General features: G+C 63.9%; 13 protein-coding genes. 1 reads left to right on the top strand and 12 read right to left on the bottom strand.

Features of this window, described 5'->3' with window-relative positions:
- Positions 1 to 107: 107 nt before the first annotated feature.
- Positions 108 to 359 carry a hypothetical protein gene (locus tag VI340_RS18415; RefSeq protein ID WP_336330859.1) on the top strand — a complete coding sequence of 84 codons (252 nt, stop codon included), beginning with the start codon at positions 108 to 110 and terminating at the stop codon, positions 357 to 359.
- A gap of 119 nt (positions 360 to 478) precedes the next feature.
- On the opposite strand, the gene VI340_RS18420 is transcribed toward VI340_RS18415, so the two are convergent.
- The 12 genes from VI340_RS18420 to VI340_RS18475 form a co-directional block, all read right to left on the bottom strand.
- Positions 479 to 1,522: a hypothetical protein gene (locus VI340_RS18420; protein ID WP_336358915.1), complete on the bottom strand. Its 1,044-nt coding sequence runs from the start codon at positions 1,520 to 1,522 to the stop codon at positions 479 to 481.
- A gap of 163 nt (positions 1,523 to 1,685) precedes the next feature.
- Complete coding sequence (locus VI340_RS18425) at positions 1,686 to 5,528, bottom strand: hypothetical protein (RefSeq protein ID WP_336358916.1); 3,843 nt, start codon at positions 5,526 to 5,528, stop codon at positions 1,686 to 1,688.
- Positions 5,525 to 6,106 carry a BREX protein BrxB domain-containing protein gene (locus tag VI340_RS18430; RefSeq protein ID WP_008308280.1) on the bottom strand — a complete coding sequence of 194 codons (582 nt, stop codon included), beginning with the start codon at positions 6,104 to 6,106 and terminating at the stop codon, positions 5,525 to 5,527. The genes VI340_RS18425 and VI340_RS18430 overlap by 4 nt, the downstream gene beginning before the upstream one ends.
- Positions 6,103 to 9,786, bottom strand: coding sequence for a hypothetical protein (locus VI340_RS18435; RefSeq protein ID WP_336358917.1), 3,684 nt, complete (start codon positions 9,784 to 9,786; stop codon positions 6,103 to 6,105). The genes VI340_RS18430 and VI340_RS18435 overlap by 4 nt, the downstream gene beginning before the upstream one ends.
- A complete protein-coding gene (locus tag VI340_RS18440) occupies positions 9,783 to 10,550 on the bottom strand; it encodes a hypothetical protein (protein ID WP_008308278.1) in 768 nt (255 codons plus the stop codon). Before VI340_RS18440 ends, VI340_RS18435 begins: the two co-directional genes overlap by 4 nt.
- A 160-nt stretch (positions 10,551 to 10,710) precedes the next feature.
- Positions 10,711 to 11,958: a P-loop NTPase gene (locus VI340_RS18445; protein WP_336358918.1), complete on the bottom strand. Its 1,248-nt coding sequence runs from the start codon at positions 11,956 to 11,958 to the stop codon at positions 10,711 to 10,713.
- A gap of 1 nt (position 11,959) precedes the next feature.
- The gene (locus tag VI340_RS18450) at positions 11,960 to 12,571 is read right to left on the bottom strand and encodes a hypothetical protein (protein ID WP_336358919.1); all 612 of its coding nucleotides are present in this window, start codon (positions 12,569 to 12,571) and stop codon (positions 11,960 to 11,962) included.
- Between the two features lie 2 nt (positions 12,572 to 12,573).
- The gene (locus VI340_RS18455; RefSeq protein ID WP_336358920.1) at positions 12,574 to 13,488 is read right to left on the bottom strand and encodes a HEAT repeat domain-containing protein; all 915 of its coding nucleotides are present in this window, start codon (positions 13,486 to 13,488) and stop codon (positions 12,574 to 12,576) included.
- Positions 13,485 to 14,510, bottom strand: coding sequence for an ethylbenzene dehydrogenase-related protein (locus VI340_RS18460; protein WP_336358921.1), 1,026 nt, complete (start codon positions 14,508 to 14,510; stop codon positions 13,485 to 13,487). The genes VI340_RS18455 and VI340_RS18460 overlap by 4 nt, the downstream gene beginning before the upstream one ends.
- A complete protein-coding gene (locus VI340_RS18465) occupies positions 14,503 to 15,222 on the bottom strand; it encodes a TorD/DmsD family molecular chaperone (protein WP_336358922.1) in 720 nt (239 codons plus the stop codon). The genes VI340_RS18460 and VI340_RS18465 overlap by 8 nt, the downstream gene beginning before the upstream one ends.
- A gap of 10 nt (positions 15,223 to 15,232) precedes the next feature.
- Positions 15,233 to 16,414, bottom strand: coding sequence for a 4Fe-4S dicluster domain-containing protein (locus VI340_RS18470; RefSeq protein WP_336358923.1), 1,182 nt, complete (start codon positions 16,412 to 16,414; stop codon positions 15,233 to 15,235).
- Positions 16,414 to 19,608 (bottom strand): molybdopterin-dependent oxidoreductase, encoded by a 3,195-nt coding sequence (locus VI340_RS18475; RefSeq protein ID WP_336358924.1) that lies wholly within the window; start codon positions 19,606 to 19,608, stop codon positions 16,414 to 16,416. Before VI340_RS18475 ends, VI340_RS18470 begins: the two co-directional genes overlap by 1 nt.
- Between the last annotated feature and the right edge of the window lie 128 nt (positions 19,609 to 19,736).

Below are 19,736 nucleotides of genomic sequence, written 5' to 3' on the forward strand. Positions count from 1 at the left end.
AAGATTGTCCCTCGATCTCTCGGACGGCGGTTGGATTAGCACTCGGTGATAGGCCGACGGGGGTAACCCCCCACGAAGCATTTATGCCAAAATGTGGAAGCTGAGGTATGGTTGATGACTTCGCCGGTCCTCGAAAGCTTCGGTACTTCCTGTATCTACTGTTGATAGCCGTCTTCGGTGCCGTGATATCGAAGATACTTGCGGACTTCTACGGGATCGAGTTTCTCGAACCAATCTTCTGGTGGTTCGTAGAGAACCCGATGGCGCTCTTTGAGCTTGCAGGGTTCTTCTCGATCGTCGCGCTAATCCTTATTGTGCTGATGAAAGCTCTGGAAATGGCCGAGAATAGCGGATTCTAACTGCCACAGCACAGCATTCTAAGCGTCTTCCGTGAACAGAAAGCCGACACAGCGAAAGCCGACCCAGTGTTGGGTCAAGGTTCTAAAAGAATGGGAATGCAGCCTCTGCTGTCCCTATCTCACTCAGTAGTCTCGTCGAGTATCTCCCGACCCTGAGATTCAAGCGCGTCAAAATCGATCTTCTGATTCGGGTTACAGGTAATTCGCACTCCGCTCCGACCACTACCCCGCATATCCCCTTTGACTGCAACCGATTCAGCATCGATCCCGAGTGCATCCGCAATCTCCGCAGCGTCTAGCGACGCCGTATTGACGTCGTACAGGTCGATGTGGAACAGCGTCCGCTTCGTCCGGATCGCGATGCGACGTTTTCGGCCCTTGTTGAACGCGACGTAGTGCTTCTGCCCCCACTCCGGCCCGTTGAGGAACTCCAGTTCCTGCAGTGCAGATGTGACATCTTCCAGCAAACCGGCTGTTTCCTCGTTTGAACGCTCATTGAGGTGCCAACTCTGCCCGTCATCCTTCCACGGCTCGTCAGAGGTGTCTGGACTCACGTCCGTCACGGTGTGCTCCGGCGTCGGGATTGTCTGCTCTGCATCAAGATACAGCCGGTCGCCGTCCTTGAGGAGTTGGAACTCGATGACGGAGATGTCGATCGATCTGTCGCTGAGCCACCGGAGCACGATGTCCAGCCGCTCGCGGACGGACTCACCGACGAAGACGATTCGCTGATCCTGATTAAGCGTGTAGTCCTCGTTGCAGAACTCGTCGAGTACCTCGGTGAACGTGGTTTCCTCTTCGTAGAGCGTCCGACCCCATGACGTCGACTTGAACTTCTCGAACTGGTCGCGGAGTTTGGAGTAATCCCAGTGCGAGGTGTAGGCGGCGTACTTGAGCCCCTGAAAATCGACTTTTGGCTTCAACGCGCCTCGTTTGAGTTCGATGGCGACTACATTAGCGTCCCGGTCGATGGCGAGAAGATCGATGCCGTCCCCGATTTGCTTCACCGAGACCTCCCGACCGATGAGTCGAAAATCCTCTCCGAGGATGCTCTCGGGACTATTGATGATCCACTCTCGGAGGTCATCCTCACGAAACCCCTCGTCTTTCAGGGAGACTGTCTCTAATGTGGAAACGTCTTCTTCGTCTCCGACTTTAAGCATGATGTCGAGATAGTATCACAGACGCATGATAATCCTTTGGAGCCACCAGTAAACGATGAGTGCGATTTCGGACAAGCACGTCGTTTCAACCGTGATAACGTCTCTATGTTGCGTAATTACGAATTGAACATAAATGAGTTCGGTGTTTTGCAACGCCGGTGTGTCAGTCGAGCGACTCGATCAACACGACAGCGCCATCCGGTAGGTCATCCATCGTCTCCTGAATCCGCCGCAACTGCTCGTCCACGCCCGCAAGCACCTGTTCAGCTTCTTCGATCAATTCACCCACTCGTTCCTCACTCGGCGAGCGGGCACCCGCTGCTGCATCGACAATCTCGTCGGTGATGTCGTGGTCGGGGTGCTCGGACTGCAGGTCCGCGGCGAGTTCCGCGAGCCGCTCGTCGACCGTGAACGGGTTCTCCGCCGCATCGAGGAGTTGCTCTACATCGTCGACACTCGGCGGCTGCGACCGACTGAGCATCTCGCTCACGTCGGCCGTGACTGGGTGATTCGGATGGTCTTCGGCGAGTCGTTTCGACGCGTCGCGGAGTTGCGACCAGAGCGAGGCCTCGCCACCGGATGCTTCGAGGAGCCGCCGTGCCCGCTCGTACCGCTTGGCCTGCTGGACGACCGTCGGGTCGACGAGGGCTTCCTCGGAGAACGAGTCACCCCGCCACGCCGTCTCGAAGAGATCGTAGAGGTCGTCGATGGTTACGCCGTCGAATTCGACGGCGACGCGGTCGGCAATTTCCTTACTGCTCCCATCGTGAGCGTAGAGCCACGTCGCGAGACTGGACACCACGCTCTCGGGCTCCTCGTCCGTCGGCGGTCCGCCCGTGATGCGTTCGTACTGCGCACGGACGACGGTACGCCTGTGCGTGTCAGCTTCTTCGAGTAGTGCTCGAAGCCGGTCGGCATCTGGCACTTCGTCCCCGCCGATGACTGCTTGCATCTCCCCCGTAATGTCCGGACCGGGGTAGCGCCGCTTCATCTCCACTGTCCGCTGGCTGAACTGCTCCCAGAGGGACTGGCCGTCTTCGCTCGGCTGGAAGAGCCCGCTGGCCCGAGCGAACCGCTCGGACTGCCGTTCGACCGTCTCGGACGCGAACGCATCCGTTTCGAGCGATCCGCCCCCGAGTGCGGGCTGGAGCGCCGTTTCGAGTTCGTCCAGCGAAGCGCCGTCGCCGAACTCCCTGCTGACGCCTCGCAGGACGCGTTTCACCAGCACGCTGTTCTCGTCACCCCACTCGGCTAACGCGGAGAGCCACGCGTCGGGGTCGGTCCCGTCCGGCTCCTCGCCGATCAGCGTCTCGACGGTGTCCCGAATCTGCTCTGGATCGATCTTGCCTATCGACTCGAAGCGGATCTGTACCTCGGTCAGGTTCGTCTTGTTTCTGACCGCTCGGCCGATCTCCTCCGGTTCGGTAATGTACTCGTCGTCCCGCCGGAGTGCGATCTCGTTGGCCGTTGCGAGCGTGATCAGCAGTGCCGAGATCGACTCCTGGGGCGTCCCGCGATACGCGCCGCCACGCTGGACAGTCTGGGTAAGCACGTCTTCCGCACGAAGCGACTGGGTGTCCGCGTACTCGTCGAGGAATTCCTGACACCGGCCGTCGGCGAGTTCGGCGCGGTCTGTATCTACCCCGAGCGTGACAGCGTCCTCGCTCGTGAGCGGCCAGTCGGCGACACCGCGGAAGAACTGTGCCATCCGCTTGGCGTCGTCGACTTCCGTGATACCGTTCGTCAGGACGAACCGCGTTCCGCTGAACACGGACTGAACTTCCGTTTGAACGACCTGCTCGAATGCGTCCTCGTACCGCCCTCTCGTCCCGCCCGTCCGGACGTAGACGTCCGCTTCTTCGAGCTGCTCGCGAATCGTCGATTCGAGTGCCCGCTGTTCGTCGCGGTGATCGGACTCCAGGTCCGGATACGTGTCCGTCTCTTCCGAGAGCACTTCCTGCATCCCCATCACGTCCCGCAGGCGGTCGATTGTCGATTGCTGTAAACTGACGGCGACGAGGATATGCTCACCACCGTCACACCCCTCGTTTGTTGCCTGCCACGCAGCAACCTGGTCGCTGATCTCGGCGTCGCGGTTCGCGACCAGCCGAACACGAACAGCGTCGAACTCCGGCGTCGGTGCTTGCTCGATCGGATCCAGGACGGAGTAGCCGAACCGGAGCGGGACTTTGCGCTCTCCCTGGAAATCCACCTCGTGTCGACTGCCAGCAGAGAGCAGGCGATCGCTTCCCTCTCGGATGGAGTTCTCCAACTTGGCCGACAGCCGATGCGACGGAATCTGCTGTGCGCGAGTCTTCGCCCGCGTCAGGATGTCCTCCTGTTCCTCGGAGACCAGCAGGTACTCCTCGTCGCCGCGGTCGTTCGTCTCCGTCAGTACTTTCCGATCCTTGAGGAGGGCAGACAGCGCCGATTCGACATCGTCCCGGACGGACTCGAACGACTCGTCGGTCGACGTGACCATCAGTCGGGCGAGGTTCGCCGGCGTCGACGGCACCGCGGACCGAACCTGATTCAGCAGGTACAGCGCCTTTGCCACCCGAACTGAGAACGCGTTCTCGTCGCCGCCGGCCGAGGGAACGAGTTTGTTCTCGACCATCTCCTGTACCCATAGCGGGATGTAGGTCGTCTCTTCGACCAACAGGTCGTACAGCTCGTCCCATGTGACGAGGGCACCAACTTGCTTGTCGCCCCACTCGAACCGCGTGAACAGCGAGCGGACGAGGATGAGCAACGCCCGACCCTGCACGTACTCCTCTTCAGTCACGCGTCCACGCGGCATCAGTTGCTGAATCACCGTCCGGAGCAACCCGAGGTCGTACTCCCGGAACGGGTACGACTCGACCGCGTCCGGATCGGCCCCGGCGATATCTGTGTATGCGTCGAGTGTCAGGTCGGGCATCTCCCGGAGCGCGGTCTCGACGGCCTGTCCGCCCTCGACATCCTTCTGCAGCCACCGTTTCCGAACGATGATTTCGGTGTCGGCACCCTCCAACGGTTCCTGGGCACCGTACCACGGTTGCTCCGTGACTTCCGTATCGTCGAACTCGCCGTGGATACGCTCGATCGGATACTGTCCCGTCCCGATGACCGGGGGATTGGGCCCGACGCCGAGCTCGGTCAGCGCTTCCATCGTCTCCTGGAACTCCCTGTAGCGATGGCGGCCATCGCCGATGAACAGCGCCACCTCGTCGAGCCCGATCAGCAACTCCGTCTCGGTCTCCGGCGTGCTCAGCGACGCTTGCGCCGCTTCGACGCGGTCGACGAGCTCCTCGGGGTCGAACTCGTCGGGATCGACCTCCGCGATGGCGTCGTCGATCGACTGCTTGACCTCTGCCCGAGACGCGAACGGTGAGTCATCGAGCGTCGGAACGGCGTCGTAGAGCCAGCTCCGTAGCGACGCCCGCTCGTCGTACACATCCTCGAACGTCTGTCCGTCGTGCTCGACTTGCTGTAGCCGCTCCCAGCAGTCACCGTGGTTCATGTCGAGCTGCCACGCCCACTCGAGCAGCCAGTTCGGATCAGTCGGATAGCCGAGTTCGCGGCCGATCGCCTCGTAGATGAGATACGGGAGCGGCGGCTCCTGTGCTGCGTCCCGGTTGAGGAGGTTCAGGAACACGGGTTTCAGCCGGTCGACGTGCGAGTCAGCGACGCTCTGTCGGAACGACTGGAACCCCGGCCACCTGTTCGCCAGCTCTTCGCCGAGGTCGGTGAACTCCGATTCGGTATCGGCGGCGAACCCGATGAGTTTCAGGAGGTGTGTCTTCCCCGACCCGAACGTCGCGGAGATGTAGAGGAAACGCGGTTGCTCGTGTGGATACTTGTCGACGAGGTCCCCCAGCGTGGTGAGCACGTCGCGAGCGCTGTCGGTCTCGTAGAACTCGCGGACGTCGTTTTCGGCCTGCGCTCTGGCGTTTACCTTCTGGACCTCTTCAAGTTCGCGAGTCGGTGATTGCTGGAAGATGTCGTGAATATGTGTGTCGCTCATTGGAGATGCACCCCCTCAACCCGGCCTTCGATCTGGTGGGCCGGGTAGTAGTTACGCGATTCCTCGCCGAAGAAACTCAGCTTCCCACCGACGATATCTCCGGGGAACGGAATACCGATAGTGGACTGGACGTTGCGACGGTCGAGTTCGTCGAGGAGCTCCGACGCACGCGTGAACGGGTAGAGGCTGCCGAGATGCGTGAGGAGAACGACGTGTCGCTGCTCGCCCGGTGCCTCGATCCTATCGAGCATAATCCCGACCAGTTCTGCCGCTAGCCGGTCTTGCATCGTCTCGGTGATCGTCGCTGGTTGGCTGTGCTTCCCGAGGTCAACTGCGAGTTCGAAGACTTCTGTTTCGACGAACGCCTCGTCTAACCGGAGGATCTGGACGGTCCCGTCGTCCGGGAACTCCTCGGTTCGATGCGGGTTCGTCGCCCACTCGGTGAGCCGTTCGGCGACGCGTCGCTCGTACTTCGGCTGGACGGGAACGATGACGAACGGGTTTCGGATGCCCCGTCGCCCGTCGGCGAACTGTGCGACCCGGTCCGTGAAGTCCCGGAAGGGACGGTTGGTCGTCATCGGATGACCACCCCCGTCTCAGTCCGTTCGACACTGAGGTCGTGGTGTTCGACGAGCCGTTCCAGTTCGGAGTCAAGCGATCCGCGATCCGACGGGAGCACCCCGATCGCCGTGACGTCCGCGGGAGACTGCTCCCCAACGAGTGTCTGTAGCTCTTCGAACGTCGCTCGTAACTCGCCGATGTCGCTACCGGTAACCACGGCGAGAGGGTCGCTGTCGAGGAGTGTGTTCGTCGCTCGAATGAAGTCGTCAGCTTCGGCGTTGGTCGTTCCGCCAGTCACCGTCGACACTGCGTTCGAGACGTCAGCGTACCACGATGCGGCGCGGCGGAGCGGTGTGATGTATTCACTCTCGAAAGCCGGCCGAACGTTCGATTCGAACTCGCTCAGGGGCTGGATCCACGGATGCGCCTGTAACTCGTCGACGAACGCATCGACCCCGGTTTCTTCTCGGAACGAGTCCCACGCGGTCCCGATCGCGTCGTCGAGCGCTGGTGCGGTGGTTTGGGCGTCGTTGAACCGATCCCACCCATCGTGTGTCCACCACTCGCCCCCGTAGCCGTCGATACTCCCACGGAGCGTCTGGCTGGCCGTGTCACACTCCTCGGTCAGCCAGTCGTACGACTGCTGGGCGAGCGTTAGCTGCGCGTCGATTCGTGTGAGCGCGGGCAGGCGCAAACTCCACACCTCCTCGGCGTCGTCGTACCATCCCTGTGCGTCGTTGGTTGCTTCGACGACTGCCGCCCAGTCGGTATCGCGTGACTTGACGGCCTCTCTTCGGTCGATAGCGCTCTGCTGCTCGGCTTCGAGCGCCTCCGCGAACGACTCGATGAGGGTGCGAACGGCGCGCGTTTGGATGTCACTCTCGGCGACCAGTGTGACGTCTTCTACGAGACTCCCGAGTCGGCCCGCGAGCGTGTCGTTCGCGGACTGGAGCCTGACGATTCCGTCCGGTATGGTCTCCGTCGAGTCGATGAAGCCGCCCTCGCGGAGAATCCCTCGGACACCGCCACTCCCCGAAATCTTGAGACGCGTCGTCGTCAGTTTGTTCAGGTCGATGACGGCGTCGAGTTCGAGGGAGTCGCCCGTTTCGTCGACGGGCAGGAAGTCCCCCTTCCGGCAGAGCCCCCAGATAATCGCACACAGCGCGGGGCGAGCGTCCTCGTAGATCGGCTTCTTCTTCACGATGCCGTCGAGGATCGTCGCCATCGCGAGGTTCCCGCCGCGTTGCTTCAACTGTCGGCCGGTGAAGGCGCGTACGTTGTTCTGGATCGACCCGCCGTGCGTTTCGGGGTCTTCCGTCGCGACATCGATCTGCCGGGCCCACGCAGGGAGCGGGTCCTGGGCGGAGAGCCCCCGGAGCTCCTGTAAGTGTTCGTCGCCGACCTGCAACATTACGGGATGGAAGTCGTCGGGATAGGTGACGTCGAGATACTCCTCGACTCCCGAGCCCATTCCCCCGATCTGATCGCCGCGATCCTTGACGTCGAATGCCCCACTCTTGAGAGCCCCAACGAGCTTGCTCTGAACGCGAGCCGCGCGATCGGAGAGATCCCGTTCGACAGACTGTGGGAGCGTGTGGTCTCCGACGGCATCTCTGAGCGACCACCACTCGACGAGGCTATCTCGGAGGTCGTCGAGCCCGTCTTGACCGATCGTCCATTCGAGCGGGTCGCCGTCGTGGTCGACGTCTGTCGCCGCAGGTGAAATACCTCTGACGGCGACCTCGACATCGAGTGCGTCCGCAGCATCGACGGTCGTATCGAGTTCTATCCCGTCGATACTGAACCCGTAGCGAACGGGGTACTGCTCGCCAGTCTCTCCGTACTCGGCCGACGTCGGGAGCGAGAGGTCGCGCACGATGTCCTCCCAGAGATACCCGTCCACGGCTTCGATGATGGACTGCCAGTCCGGGTTGTCGAGGTTCCGCTCTGCGGCTTCGATGATCTCGCGCTCTTCCGGATGCGTGAACGCGTACTTCGGCCCGGTTTCGTCGTGCGTCGGACGGATGAACTTCCGAAGCCGCTGGAGCGAGTCCTCGACGCGGTTCTCCATCTGGAACTGAGTCGGGCCGTCGAGGTCGCTCAACACGGCGACTGCGAGATTCCGCTCGGACATCGGAATCGTGTCCGAGATGTGCTGGAGGAGCAACACGGCCTTCGCGACAGCCACGTCGATCTCCTCCAGTTCGCCTGCCTCGTGTTGTTCCTCGATCTCCTCGATGACTCCCACGTCCTGTGGCGTAATGTCATCGAGTTCCGGCTCGATGAGGTCGTAGAAGTCGACAAGCGAAATGACGTGAGTCTCGTCGCCGGCCTCTAGCCACTCTTGCAGGAGGCCGTGAACGAGGGCCAGAATCGCCCGTGCGGTTCCCGAGAAAATCGACTTCGCCGGATCGTGGGCCTCCTGCCGGAGGTTCGAGAGAATTTCGAGAAACAGCGGTGGCTGATACGGGAGGAACGGATAGAACTCGATGAGACGCTCGCGATCGATGTTGTCGAGCGGCGGTTCGGTGTTCTGTTCGATACCGGAGTACACGAGCAGTGTCTCGGGCTCGTTGCTGGTACGGTCGAGGACGCGCTCCGTGTCCTCCCTCCCGGCTTCCGACTTTTTGAGTAGCCGTTGCGTCGATATTTCGCCGACGTGTCGGCTCGGCAGGCCAAACCGATGCGGGAACCGGTCCTTGACGATGCTGAAGTCGGCCCCGCGAGCCGCGAACTGCGGCTGGACGTCCTCGATTTTGGCCTGTGCTGTCGCCACCAGTTGGATGTCGCCGTCGCCGGTCTCGTCGACGCTCTCCGCGAGCGTCTGCAACTCGGTGAGGCGGTCGAAATCCGTCCCGATGAAGAGACTGACCTCGTCGAGCAACAGCACGAGTTTGACCGGGCGGCCGAGTTCCGATTCGCGATCGCTCCGCAACTGTTCGAGGCGCTCGACCATCGCCTGCGGGTCGAGATCCGACGGCATCAGGTCGTCTAGACCATCCGCCGTGCCGGTCTCCTGCTCGAAGAGTGTCGGGAGAACGGCATCGGCTAGAGCGTTGTACTGCTGCACGTCCTCCCAGTTGTACTTCTCGGGGCTGTCAACCGTACCCCGGAGTGCCGTGTGGGTGTTGGCGGTCCGGTCGTCCCACGCGTCGGTCGTCCGGTACCAGTCCTCGAAGAAGGCAACGTCGAGTTGCGAGGAGAGCCCTCCCTCTGCACCAGTGAGTCGTTCCGACGTGTGGGCGCTTCGGAGGACGATCTCGCTGAAGCTCAGTTTCTTCTGGCCCTGATACTTCAGGAGGTTCACCGAGACCGGAATGACCTCGTATTCCTCGTGAATCGATGACCACGTTGACTCGAGCGTCTCTAGCGACCGACCGTCGGGTAGCCGTTCCCAGACATCGTCTCGCTGTCGCAGCCATTCGCTGTCAAGAAGTCCGCGGAGCACGCTGAGGAGGTGGCTCTTTCCGCTCCCGTAGTACCCGTAGAGCCAGTAGTTCGCGCCCGACCGCATATCCTCGGACCGACCGAGTAGCCGCGAGAAGAAGTCGGATATGAACTCCTCGGACTCCTCCGTTACGTGGTAGGTGTCGATCGATTCCAGCCGATGATCCCGACCGTCGTCTTCGCGGTCGATGCGCACGGACTCCTCGAAATCGCTCCCGACGTCGGCAGCGAACCAGCCCTCGTCCGTCACACTTCGCCCTCCCACGGTTCAGCCCAGCCGTACGTGTCATCGACCGGCTGGAGCCGCAACTCACCGTGAATCCCGCTCGCTTCCCAGTTCGGATCGTCGCTCACGCGTTCGGCCAGGGCGTCCCAGTACTGGTCCGACTGGAAGAGGTAGAGCCAGCCGGTCGGCTGGGAGAGCCAGTCGTCGCCGTGGATCTCCCACGAGTAGCCTGATGCGACGAGTAACGGCGTCGACCCGAGGTTTGGGATCTGTCCCTGCAAGGTCTGTTGTGTGTCGAGAACACCGATATCGCGCAGCACCGACCGGAGCCCCTCTCCCCACCGGCGCGTCGTCGATTCAGCATAGTCAAACTCGCTCCCGTCCTCGTAATGGAACTCGCTCAGGAGGCGCTCTATCGTCTCCTGCTCGAAGCCCAGCCCGTCGACACCGGACTCCTGCAGGCGGTCGACGTATCGATGCACCGTGTACTTCACGAGGGGGTCGTCTTCCAGCAAATAGAAATACAACACCTGCGCTTTGTCACGCACCGTCTCACACCGGTCGAGTACAGAGGGGAGCTGGACAATAGAGGGAAGTTCGCTGCCAGCGGTCTTGAACCGCGAACTGAGAGCTCGGTAAATGCCCTTCGAACTCCCACGCGTGCTGCGCTCGTCGAATCGCTCTTCGATCCACTTCTCTTCGACAACCGTCCAGTCCCGATGGTGGGCGTACAGTCGAGCGAGCGTCTCCGCTCTGTCAACGAGAAGCCCGCATCTAGTAAGAACCATCGTCACTTCGTCGTCAGAAAATGTCGAGTCGAGCGACGGTAGAGAAACACCCCTCCCGTCGGTGCGGAGAGTCATATATCATCTCGAACCGGCCACACCACTTAGTTGATAGGGAAAACCGAATCGGAGGCGTCCGGTAACCCGGGTGTTCGACCGTCGGTTAGCAGGGTACGTCTTCGGCTGGGTCAGGGGCGGTCTTGAATATCTGTAGCGCCCACACGCCGGACCGCTTCTGTTCTACGGCCACCCGTGGCGGTGCCGAGGTGAGATCTTCGAGGGCTCCGCTGACGTCGCCCGGACGGGTGTCCGTCACGAGATGGAGCGACTCGCCGGGAGCGAGCGCGCCGAACTCCGCGCGAACCTGTTCGATACGCGCCCGGTCGGGGACGCCGCGAAGGTCGAGCGCAGTCTCGGGAACCGTCACCGTCGTCCGGTCCGTAAGGGCTTCGCGTACGTCGTCGCCCAGGTCCCGGAAGGCTGCTGGGACGTCTCCCTCGGTCGAGCGAAGCGAGTCGTCGATGGGGAGCTCCGCGAGTACGTCCGTACTGAGGTCGGGGTCGCTGCCGAACGGCGCGTGGTCGTCGCCACAGGTGGGACAGGTGAACCCGGCCATGTTGACGACGGCTCCGAGTACCGGGACGCCCTCCTCGCGGAACAGCGCCGTCGAGCGCTCCGTATCACTGGCCGCGGTCGGAAACGGCGTCGTCACGAACACCGCGCCGTCGACGGGGAACGACTGCAGCGTCGTCAACACGATGTCGCCGGTCCCCGGCGGCAGATCGAGCACCAGCGTGTCGACGTCCCAGGCGGCGTCGGTCAGCAGTTCCTCGACGGCCTCGTGGGCCATCGCGCCGCGCCATGCCATCGGTTCGTCGTTGGCGATCAGGCCGACACTGACGACTTGCAGGCCGTCGACCTCGACCGGCTCGGCGCGGCCGTCCTCGGTCGAGCCGAGTGGCCCCCCGATGTCGAGTAACTCCGGCGTGTTCGGACCGTACACGTCGGCGTCGAACAGGCCGACCCGCTCGCCGGACGCGGCCAGTCCGCGCGCCAACTGGGTCGCCACGGTGGTCTTGCCGACGCCGCCTTTCGCACTGGCGACGGCGATGATTTGGTCCACGCCGGGCACGACGGTCCCGTGGTCCGGCTCTGCGATGTCCGTCTCTATGCGGACTGCCTCGACACCGCCACACTCTAGCACCGCCGCCCGCATCCGGTCGGCGAGCGCGTCCGCCGTGGCAGGGTCCATGCCGGACAGCGCCGTCTCCACGCTGACGGTCCCGTCAGTGGTAGCCACGGACGACACCAGCCCCGCGGCGATCACGTCCTCGTCACTCTCGGGCGTGGCCACAGTCCGAAGCGCGTCCCTGACAGCGTCTTCCGTTGGTTCGGGCTGCTCTCCGGACATGTTACCACGTCTCCCCGTGTTCGGTTTCCGGTTCGGGACCATCGTCGTCGTCCATCAACGTGCCGCCGTAGGGGCGGTAGTCGATTTCGAACACGCTGTCGATACGCTCTATGAGGTCCTCGCGCCTGGCGATGATCTCAGTATCGAACTCCGCGGCTTCCAGGGCGTCGACGAGGCCGTCGTCGTCGAGCCGCCCGCCGCCGTAGGCGGCGGCGACGCCGTCCCGGAACGTGTCGGCGTTGCGCCGACACCGCAGCCCCTCGTCGATGTCCGTCTCCGCTTCGCTCCGGTCCCCGTCCAGCGGGACAGATTCGAAGTACTCGATGGCCCGCCGGTCGAACTCGGCCGCCTTCGAGAGCACTTCGGTGGCCTGCTCGACCGGGCTCAGCGCCGCCCAGGCGTCCCGGGCGACGGGCGCGACCAGCGTGTCGACGACGTCGTCCCAGGTCGTCGCTCGCTCGGGGTCCTCCAGCGCCTCGGCGACGAACGCGCCGACGTGGTCCTCCGGGATGGTCATGCCCAGCGACGACTCAAGACCGCCGCTATCGTCGTTCTCTGACTTGTTTTCGCCCTGTTCCGCTGCCGGTCCGGTCGAGTCGAGTTCGTATGGCATCGTCAGGTCCTGTCCTCCGGGTCGGTGTTCAGGTCGCGCCGGGGCTCGAACCCGGGCGCGCCGCCGGGGGCCGGCGACCCGCTCCCGGATCGGGCCGAGCCAAAGGAGCCGGCGGGGTCGTACCCGTCGACGGACTGCTCTGCAGGCGTGTCCGGTCCGCTTCCGGGAGCCGACGGCGGCCCGATTTCGACATCTAGCGCCTCGGGGTCGGTCCCGCGAGCGCTCGCGAGCGCCTGTTTGGCCGCGCGGGCGACGTCCTCGCTCTGGTCGGTCACACCGTGGGCTTCGAGGGCCTGCTCCGCGCGGTCGGTCGCGAGTTCGCCGAGGCTCTCGGCGGCTTTCGCCCGGGCGAAGGCGTTTGGCTCCCGGGCCAGCATCGCGGCCAGAATGCGTTCGGCCTCCGGTACGTCCTCGGCGACGCCGCCGAGGAACTGCGCGGCGTACTCACGGACCGCCGGATGGGGATCGGTCTTGATACACTCGACCAGCAGCGGCTGGTCGGCGTCGCCGCGCTTGCCCATCGCGATGACGGCGTTCCGTCGGACCCAACCGCTGTCGTCGTCCAGTGCCCCCCTTAGCTGGTCGGCGTCGCCGCCGGTCCGCGAGAGGGCGACGACGGCTTCGGCCCGAACCCACGGTTCGGGGTCGTCAAGCGCCTGCCGGACGACGGCCGGCGCGGCCCCGGCGACTCCGAGCGCCTCGACGGCGAACTGTCGTACTTCGGGGTCGTCGTCTTCCAGTGCGCGCTCTCCCAGCGCGTCAACCGTCTCCCGGTCGAGGCCGGACTCGGCCGCATCCACAAGTGCGATGGCGGCGTCCTGCCGGGTTCGGACCCGTGAGGCGTCGAGTGCGCTGCGGACCTCTGTCTCGGTCTCGCCCGGCGTCCGACCGCGTGCGCTCCAGTTCTCGTAGCTCATCGCGCCAGCCTCCAGTAGAGGACCGTCCAGCCGGCGACCGTTGCCGCGATGAGCGTCCCGAGCGACGTGTACAGCGGGTTGCTACTGCCGCCCGAACCGCCGTCGCCGCTACTGGAGTCGCCGCCGCTGGCGGCGCTACCTGAACTCGAACTGTCCCCGCTGCCGCCGCTCTCGGGTGCCGTGAGTTCGCCCGATTCGGTGTCGAGCGTGCTGTACTGCATCGTCAGCGACTTCTTGCCGTTGACCTCGTCGCTACTCCCGTTCCAGACGGCAAAGGCGAGGTACATCGTCTCGTTCTGGCTGAACGTCGCGTCGTGTTTGCCCTCGCCGGTGTGCTCTCGAACGAAGACGACGGACCACTCGTCGCCGTTGCGAGTCCCCTGTGCGTCCACGTTCTGCTGTGGGGCATTGCTCAGCGACCCGTAGCCGGCCGCGTAGTAGTTCTGGCCGTAGTTTTCGTACTGGCCCTGTGACAGCGGGTTCCCGGCCGCACGCCCCGGTTTGGTCTCTTCGTCCGGGTGCGGGTAGGCGTACATGTCCCCGCTCCATTCGGCCTTCTGGTCGGTCCCGTACTGCCACTGCGACCGCCAGTACCAGATGTTGACCGGGTCGCCGCCGGCTCCCATCGTGATCGGCGGTTTCTCGCCGCTGTGGAGCATCACGGCCGCCGCGTCGCTGTAGTTCTTCGGCGACCGGATGTTCGTGTCTTTCGTCGGGTCCGTCCAAGTCAGCCGGAAAGCGACGTGGGTGTCGTTGGTCAGCGCCTGTACCTCCATCTCGTCGATGCTCCCGCCGCCGTAGGGGACGGCCATCTGCTGTTTCGACAGCGAGACGGTCCGTGACGGGGCCTCCGACCAGCGGTCGCTGTCGGCGGTCTGTGGGACCTCGTCGGTCGCGACAAGGGGTTGCTGGCCGCCGGTGACGGCCGCAGCGACGGCCATCTGTCCGGCCACCAGAAGCGCCATGACGACCGCCGTTGCTGTCGTCGCCCGGCGGGCCGCCTCGTAATCAAGCTTAACCATCGGCTCTCACCCCCGTTCCGGGCGAGACCGGGTCGGGATGGCTCGCCTCGTCGAACTCGATGAGGGCCGCCGCTAAGTCCGCGGCGGCGGCGTAGACGGCGCTCGCCTCGGGCACGTCTCGGTCGGAACTGCCGCCGCCGTTCACGGTCTCCCGGACCCGATGGGCGAACGCGGGGATGAAGTCGCCGAGATGCTCGTCCAGCACCGTCGCACCCGCTCGTGCGAGGCGAACGGCCGTCTCGTCGTCGCCGCCGTCGAGGGCGACTGCCCGCTGGGCGGCCAGCACCTGCAGTAGCTCCAGTTCCACGGTGACGTGGTCGTGGCGCTCGTCGAACTCGTCGCTGATTTCGAGGCCGAACTCCTCTAACAGGCCCACGACCGTGGCGATGCGGCGCTGGCTCTCGTTGACCTCGTCGCCGGTGGTGTAGTGGGCCTCGTAGGGGACGACTGGATAGGTTCCCCCGTCGCCGGGCAGCCCGAACAGTCGGTTGTACGCCGGTTCCAGCGAGTCGCGGTCGACACCGTCCAGCGCGTCCAGCAGCGCCTCGACCTCGCTGTCGAGACCGAGCGCGTCGCCGGCCTGTCGAACGGCGTCCTGTACCTCATCGTCCTGCAGATCGGCGATGACGGCCTCCTCGGGGTACTGGAAGGCCGTCGCGGCGAACCCGTACAGCGCGGCGCGTCGCGTGTGGTGTTGTGGCGTGTTCTTCATTGTACGCACCTCAGGGCTGATTGGTCCACTGTTCACCCTCGCGGACCTCCATGGGCTCCTCGATGGGCACGTCGACGACCTTCTCGCCGTTGCGGTCCCATCCCTTCACGCGGTTCTCCTTGACGTTGTAGGTCTCGATGAGCCGCGTCGTCGCGCCGAACAGCTGGAGGATGCCCAGCACCTCGTGGCTGGGGTTGCGAGCCCGCTCCTGGACGATGCGGACCGACTCCTCGTAGGTGTCGCCGGGCCACTCGTTTTCCTTGACCTCGGTGTTGGGCGTGAACATCTGGGTCAGGAACTCCGGCGGGACGTGGTAGGGGGGCATGTAGAACACCTGCGGCTGGGTCCCGAACTGCGGGTACAGCGGCAGGGCCACCTTCTCGTCGGAGTGGACGAGGTAGTTGATCGGCGAACGCCCCGACGCGGCGGAGGACTTGCCCCCCGCCGGCCCGGCGTCCGGCCCGCGGTTGATGTTGCCGTGGAGCCGCGTCTTCCCGATACAGGAGGAGACACACCGCGGGACGTTCCCCTCCTCGATGCGGGGGTAGCAGCCGACGGGCTTCTCGGTGACGCCCGTTTCGGGGTTGTACATCGGCTTGTGGTACGGACAGGCCTTCACGCAGCGGCGGTAGCCGCGACAGCGCTCCTGGTCCAGCAGGACGATGCCGTCCTCCTCGCGCTTGTAGATGGCCTTCCGCGGACAGGCCGCCAGACAGGCGGGGTTCTTGCAGTGGTTACAGAGCCGCGGGAGGTAGAACTGCCAGATGTCGTGGTACTCGTCGTTCTCCAGGTCGGACTCGACGACCTCGCCTTCGGGGTACTCCCCGTGGACCTGGTCGTCGCCCAGCGCGGGGTACTCCCAGGCCTGCTTCTCGGCGATGTAGCCGCGGACCTTTTCGCCGTTGTCGGCGGCGTCGAAGATGGTCTGATCGGCCTCCAGGTCGTCGAGCAACCGCATGTCCCAGCCCATCGGGTAGCCGCCGTAGGGCTCGGTCTCGACGTTCATCCACCACATGTACTCCTCGCCCTCGCCGCTGGTCCAGGTGGACTTGCAGGCGAAGGAGCAGGTGTTGCAGTTGATACACCGGTTCGTGTTGATGACCATCCCCCAGTGGTAGTCGCGCTCCTCCTCGCGGTGTTCGTAGGGGTAGCTGTGCTCGCGGCCGAGTTGTGGGTTGTACGTTTGTGCCATCAGTCGTCGCCTCCTGGGGTCGATGTCCCGGTACTACCAGAGCCGCTGCCGCTGGGCTGCAGTGACCCGCCGATGTAGTCCTCGACGAGGTCGTCCCGGCGGGCGTCGCCGGGCCACCAGTCCGCCTCCTCGTACTTCTCGACGTCCACGAGGTCGTCCCGGTTGGTCCCCGTCGGGGCCCACACCGTCTCCTCGTAACCGTGTTCCAGTTCCGCCCCGTGCCAGGCGATGTCCTCGTCGACGATGTCGGAGACGTTCGGGTCGCCGAACACCGCCTTGTGGACGAGGTCGTCGGTCTCCTGCAGCGGGTCGAGCCAGATGTTGGTAATCGTGTTGTACCCCTTGACGCCGTCCTCGTCGGCCTCGTCGTCGGGGAAGTGCTGGGGCCACCAGCCGTGCCACAGCGTCAACTGCCCCATGTCGCCGGCTGACCGCGGACGCTGGCGCTCGCTGACCATCGCTCGCACGACGAGGTCGCCGCGCTTCCCGGTGATGCGGACGTAGTCGCCGTTCTCCACGTCGATGTCTTTGGCGTCGCTGGGGTGCATCTCGACGAACGCTTCACCGAGGGGCGCGACGTCTTCGGACTCGCCGTCGCCGGTGGGGAACGAGAAGTCGTCGACCAGCCGGTCGGTCCCCTCCGGATCGCCGCTGACGCTGCCGAAGTCACGCGAGGCCCAGATGAGGTTCCAGTCGGTCATCCCCCACGAGGAGTGGGTCCGGTACTTCGGGTGTGGGGTGTTGTAGTAGAACTGGTTGCCCTCGTCGTGATACAGCGGGTTCTCCTCGTCCTTGGCCTCGTCCCACTTCTTGTTCACGCCGTAGGGAGTCCCCTCGACGCTCTCGACGTGGTCGATGTCGTCCCGGCCGAGTTCGATGAACCGGTCTTCCTCCTTGTGGAACTCCATCCGGCCGGTTTTCGTGTAGAACGGCCGGTCCTCGTGGACCTGCGAGTAGAACGGAATCCGCGGATAGGTCTTCAGGTCAAGCCGTTCGGGGCCGTCCTCCAGGTCCTCGACGTCGATGCTCTGGGTCGTCATCCCGCGGTCGAAGGTCTCCTGAATGTAGTTGGTCACGTCGCCGTCTTCCTCCAGGAACTCCTCGAAGTACGACCGGTAGGAGTCGACGTTTCGCTCCTCGGGCGGAATCTTCTCGTCCAGTTTCTCGGCCACCATCGCGACGGCTTCCCCGTCTTGTTTGGTGTCGTAGATGGGGTCCATCACGCCGTGGTCCATCTGGACGAAGGGGTTCTCCGGCCCGACTGTGATGTCGGGGTAGTCACACTCCAGCCAAGACGGCACGGGGAGCACGATGTCGGCGTGCCGGGCGGAGTAGGTCATATGCATGTCCGAGACGACGAACAGGTCGTTCTCGGTGTCGGGGTGCTTGACGAAGTTCTCAATGACGTGCTCCTGATGCTTGGTCTGGTTCAGGAGGTTGCAGTTCATCGTCCACAGGATGGACGGCTTGGACATCGTGTACGACCCCGCGTTCTCCGGCATCACCGGCTCCTCGGCGTCGCCCTGCGGGACGAGGTCCATCTCGCGGTCGAAGTCGCCGCGAATCTCGTGGGGATCGAGTTTTTCGCCGCCGAAGAAGGCGAAGGCGTAGCCCGGATACATCCCGTGGGCGGCGTTGCCGTCCGGGTTGACGTAGTGGGGGTAGCCGTCCAGCAGTTCGATCTTGTACTGGCCGGAGTAGTTGTAGTATCCCTGGCCGGCGTCGCCGATGTTGCCAAGCATCGCCTGGACGAGGAACACCGCCCGCTGGAGCGCGTCGTTGGAGTGGAACCAGTGGTTGATCCCTTCGCCGGTGAACCACTGACCCTTCTCGGCGTCGGCGAACTCGCGTGCCGTCTGGGCGAGCTTGTCCGCCGGAATCGTGGTGATCTCCTCGACCGTCTCCGGATCGTAGTTCTCGATGATGTTGTCCCGCTGGCGGGCGAAGTCGCTCCTGACGGCAACGGTCGAGCCGTCGGTCAGTGCCACCTCGCTGTCGACGTCTAGCTGCGGCGTGGTCGGCATCTCCTCGCCGACCTCCTCGCGGGTCATCGCTACGGGCTGGCCGTCCTCACCCAGCACCACGAAGTCGCCCCAGTCGTTGTGCTCGTGCTGCTCGTCGAGGTCCTCCGCGGGCGGTTCGACGTCCTCGAACACCTCGTGTGCGCGAAGGTATTTGCCCGTGTCCTCCCGGATGAGTAGGGGAAGACTCGTGAACTTCCGCATGAACTCGGCGTCGTACAGTTCCTCGGCCATGATGACGTGGGCCATGCCAAGGGCGAACGCCGGGTCGCTCCCGGGGCGGATCGGGAGCCACCGGTCGCACTTCTGGACCGTCGGCGAGTAGTCGGGGTAGACGCCGACCATCTTCCCACCGCGTTCGCGGGTCTCCTGCAAGAAGTGGTTGTCCGCGAGTTTGTTGTGGATGAGGTTCTTCCCTTGAATGATGGTGTAATCGGCCTTCCGCCAGGCGACGGCGTCGGAGTCGGAGGTCTGATACCCCGTTGTGATGACGTGGCCCGGCGGCAGGTCGGCGTACCAGTCGTACTCGGTCCATTCACAGCCGCCGAAGATGGACGCCAGTCGGCGGCCCGAGCCGTGCCGGGTGAACAGCCCGTCGCATTTGATGGCGTTGAAGATGTGGAACCGCTTGTTGTCTTCCAAGTTCGCCATCTTCTCGGCGATGAGGTCGATGGCCTCGTCCCAGGAGACGCGCTCGAACTCGTCCTCGCCGCGGCCCTCGGGGTTGGGGTCCTCGGGGTCCCACCCCTTGCGGACCATCGGGTACTTGATGCGCGATGGCTCGAACGTCCGGCGGTGCAGGGAGAGCCCCTTCATACAGCCACGGGGGTTCCAGTGCTGACTGACGCCGGCGTCCTCGTAGCCCGACGGGCCGACCGAGGGCTCCTCGTTGTGATACACCTGCTCGGCCCGTATCGGGACCCCGTTTTTCATGTAGAAGTTCAGCGCACACGACTGGGTGCAGTTGGGGTGACACACCGTCCAGTCCACCTCGTCGTACGCGTAGATATCGTGGTACACCTGCTCCCAGTCCCGGTTCGGATAGGACTTGAGCGGGTTGTCCACGCTCGTTATGGGTTCCGTGGACTGTGTCGCGCCCCATGCTCCTTCGGCGAGCGCGCCGACCGTCCCAGCGCCCGCTGCGGTCAGGAAGTCGCGCCGTGACAGCTTCACCGGACATCACTCCGTTGGACAGCGCGTATCTGCATGTCGGGTACCCACGGCTATTGCTAAATGAACAATACCACAGGTTCCCAATTGGTGAGACGGGGCACGAAGATATTCGGCGAAAAAGGGTCCAA

Source organism: Haloarcula sp. CGMCC 1.6347 (genome assembly GCF_037078395.1).
GTDB lineage: Archaea > Halobacteriota > Halobacteria > Halobacteriales > Haloarculaceae > Haloarcula > Haloarcula amylolytica.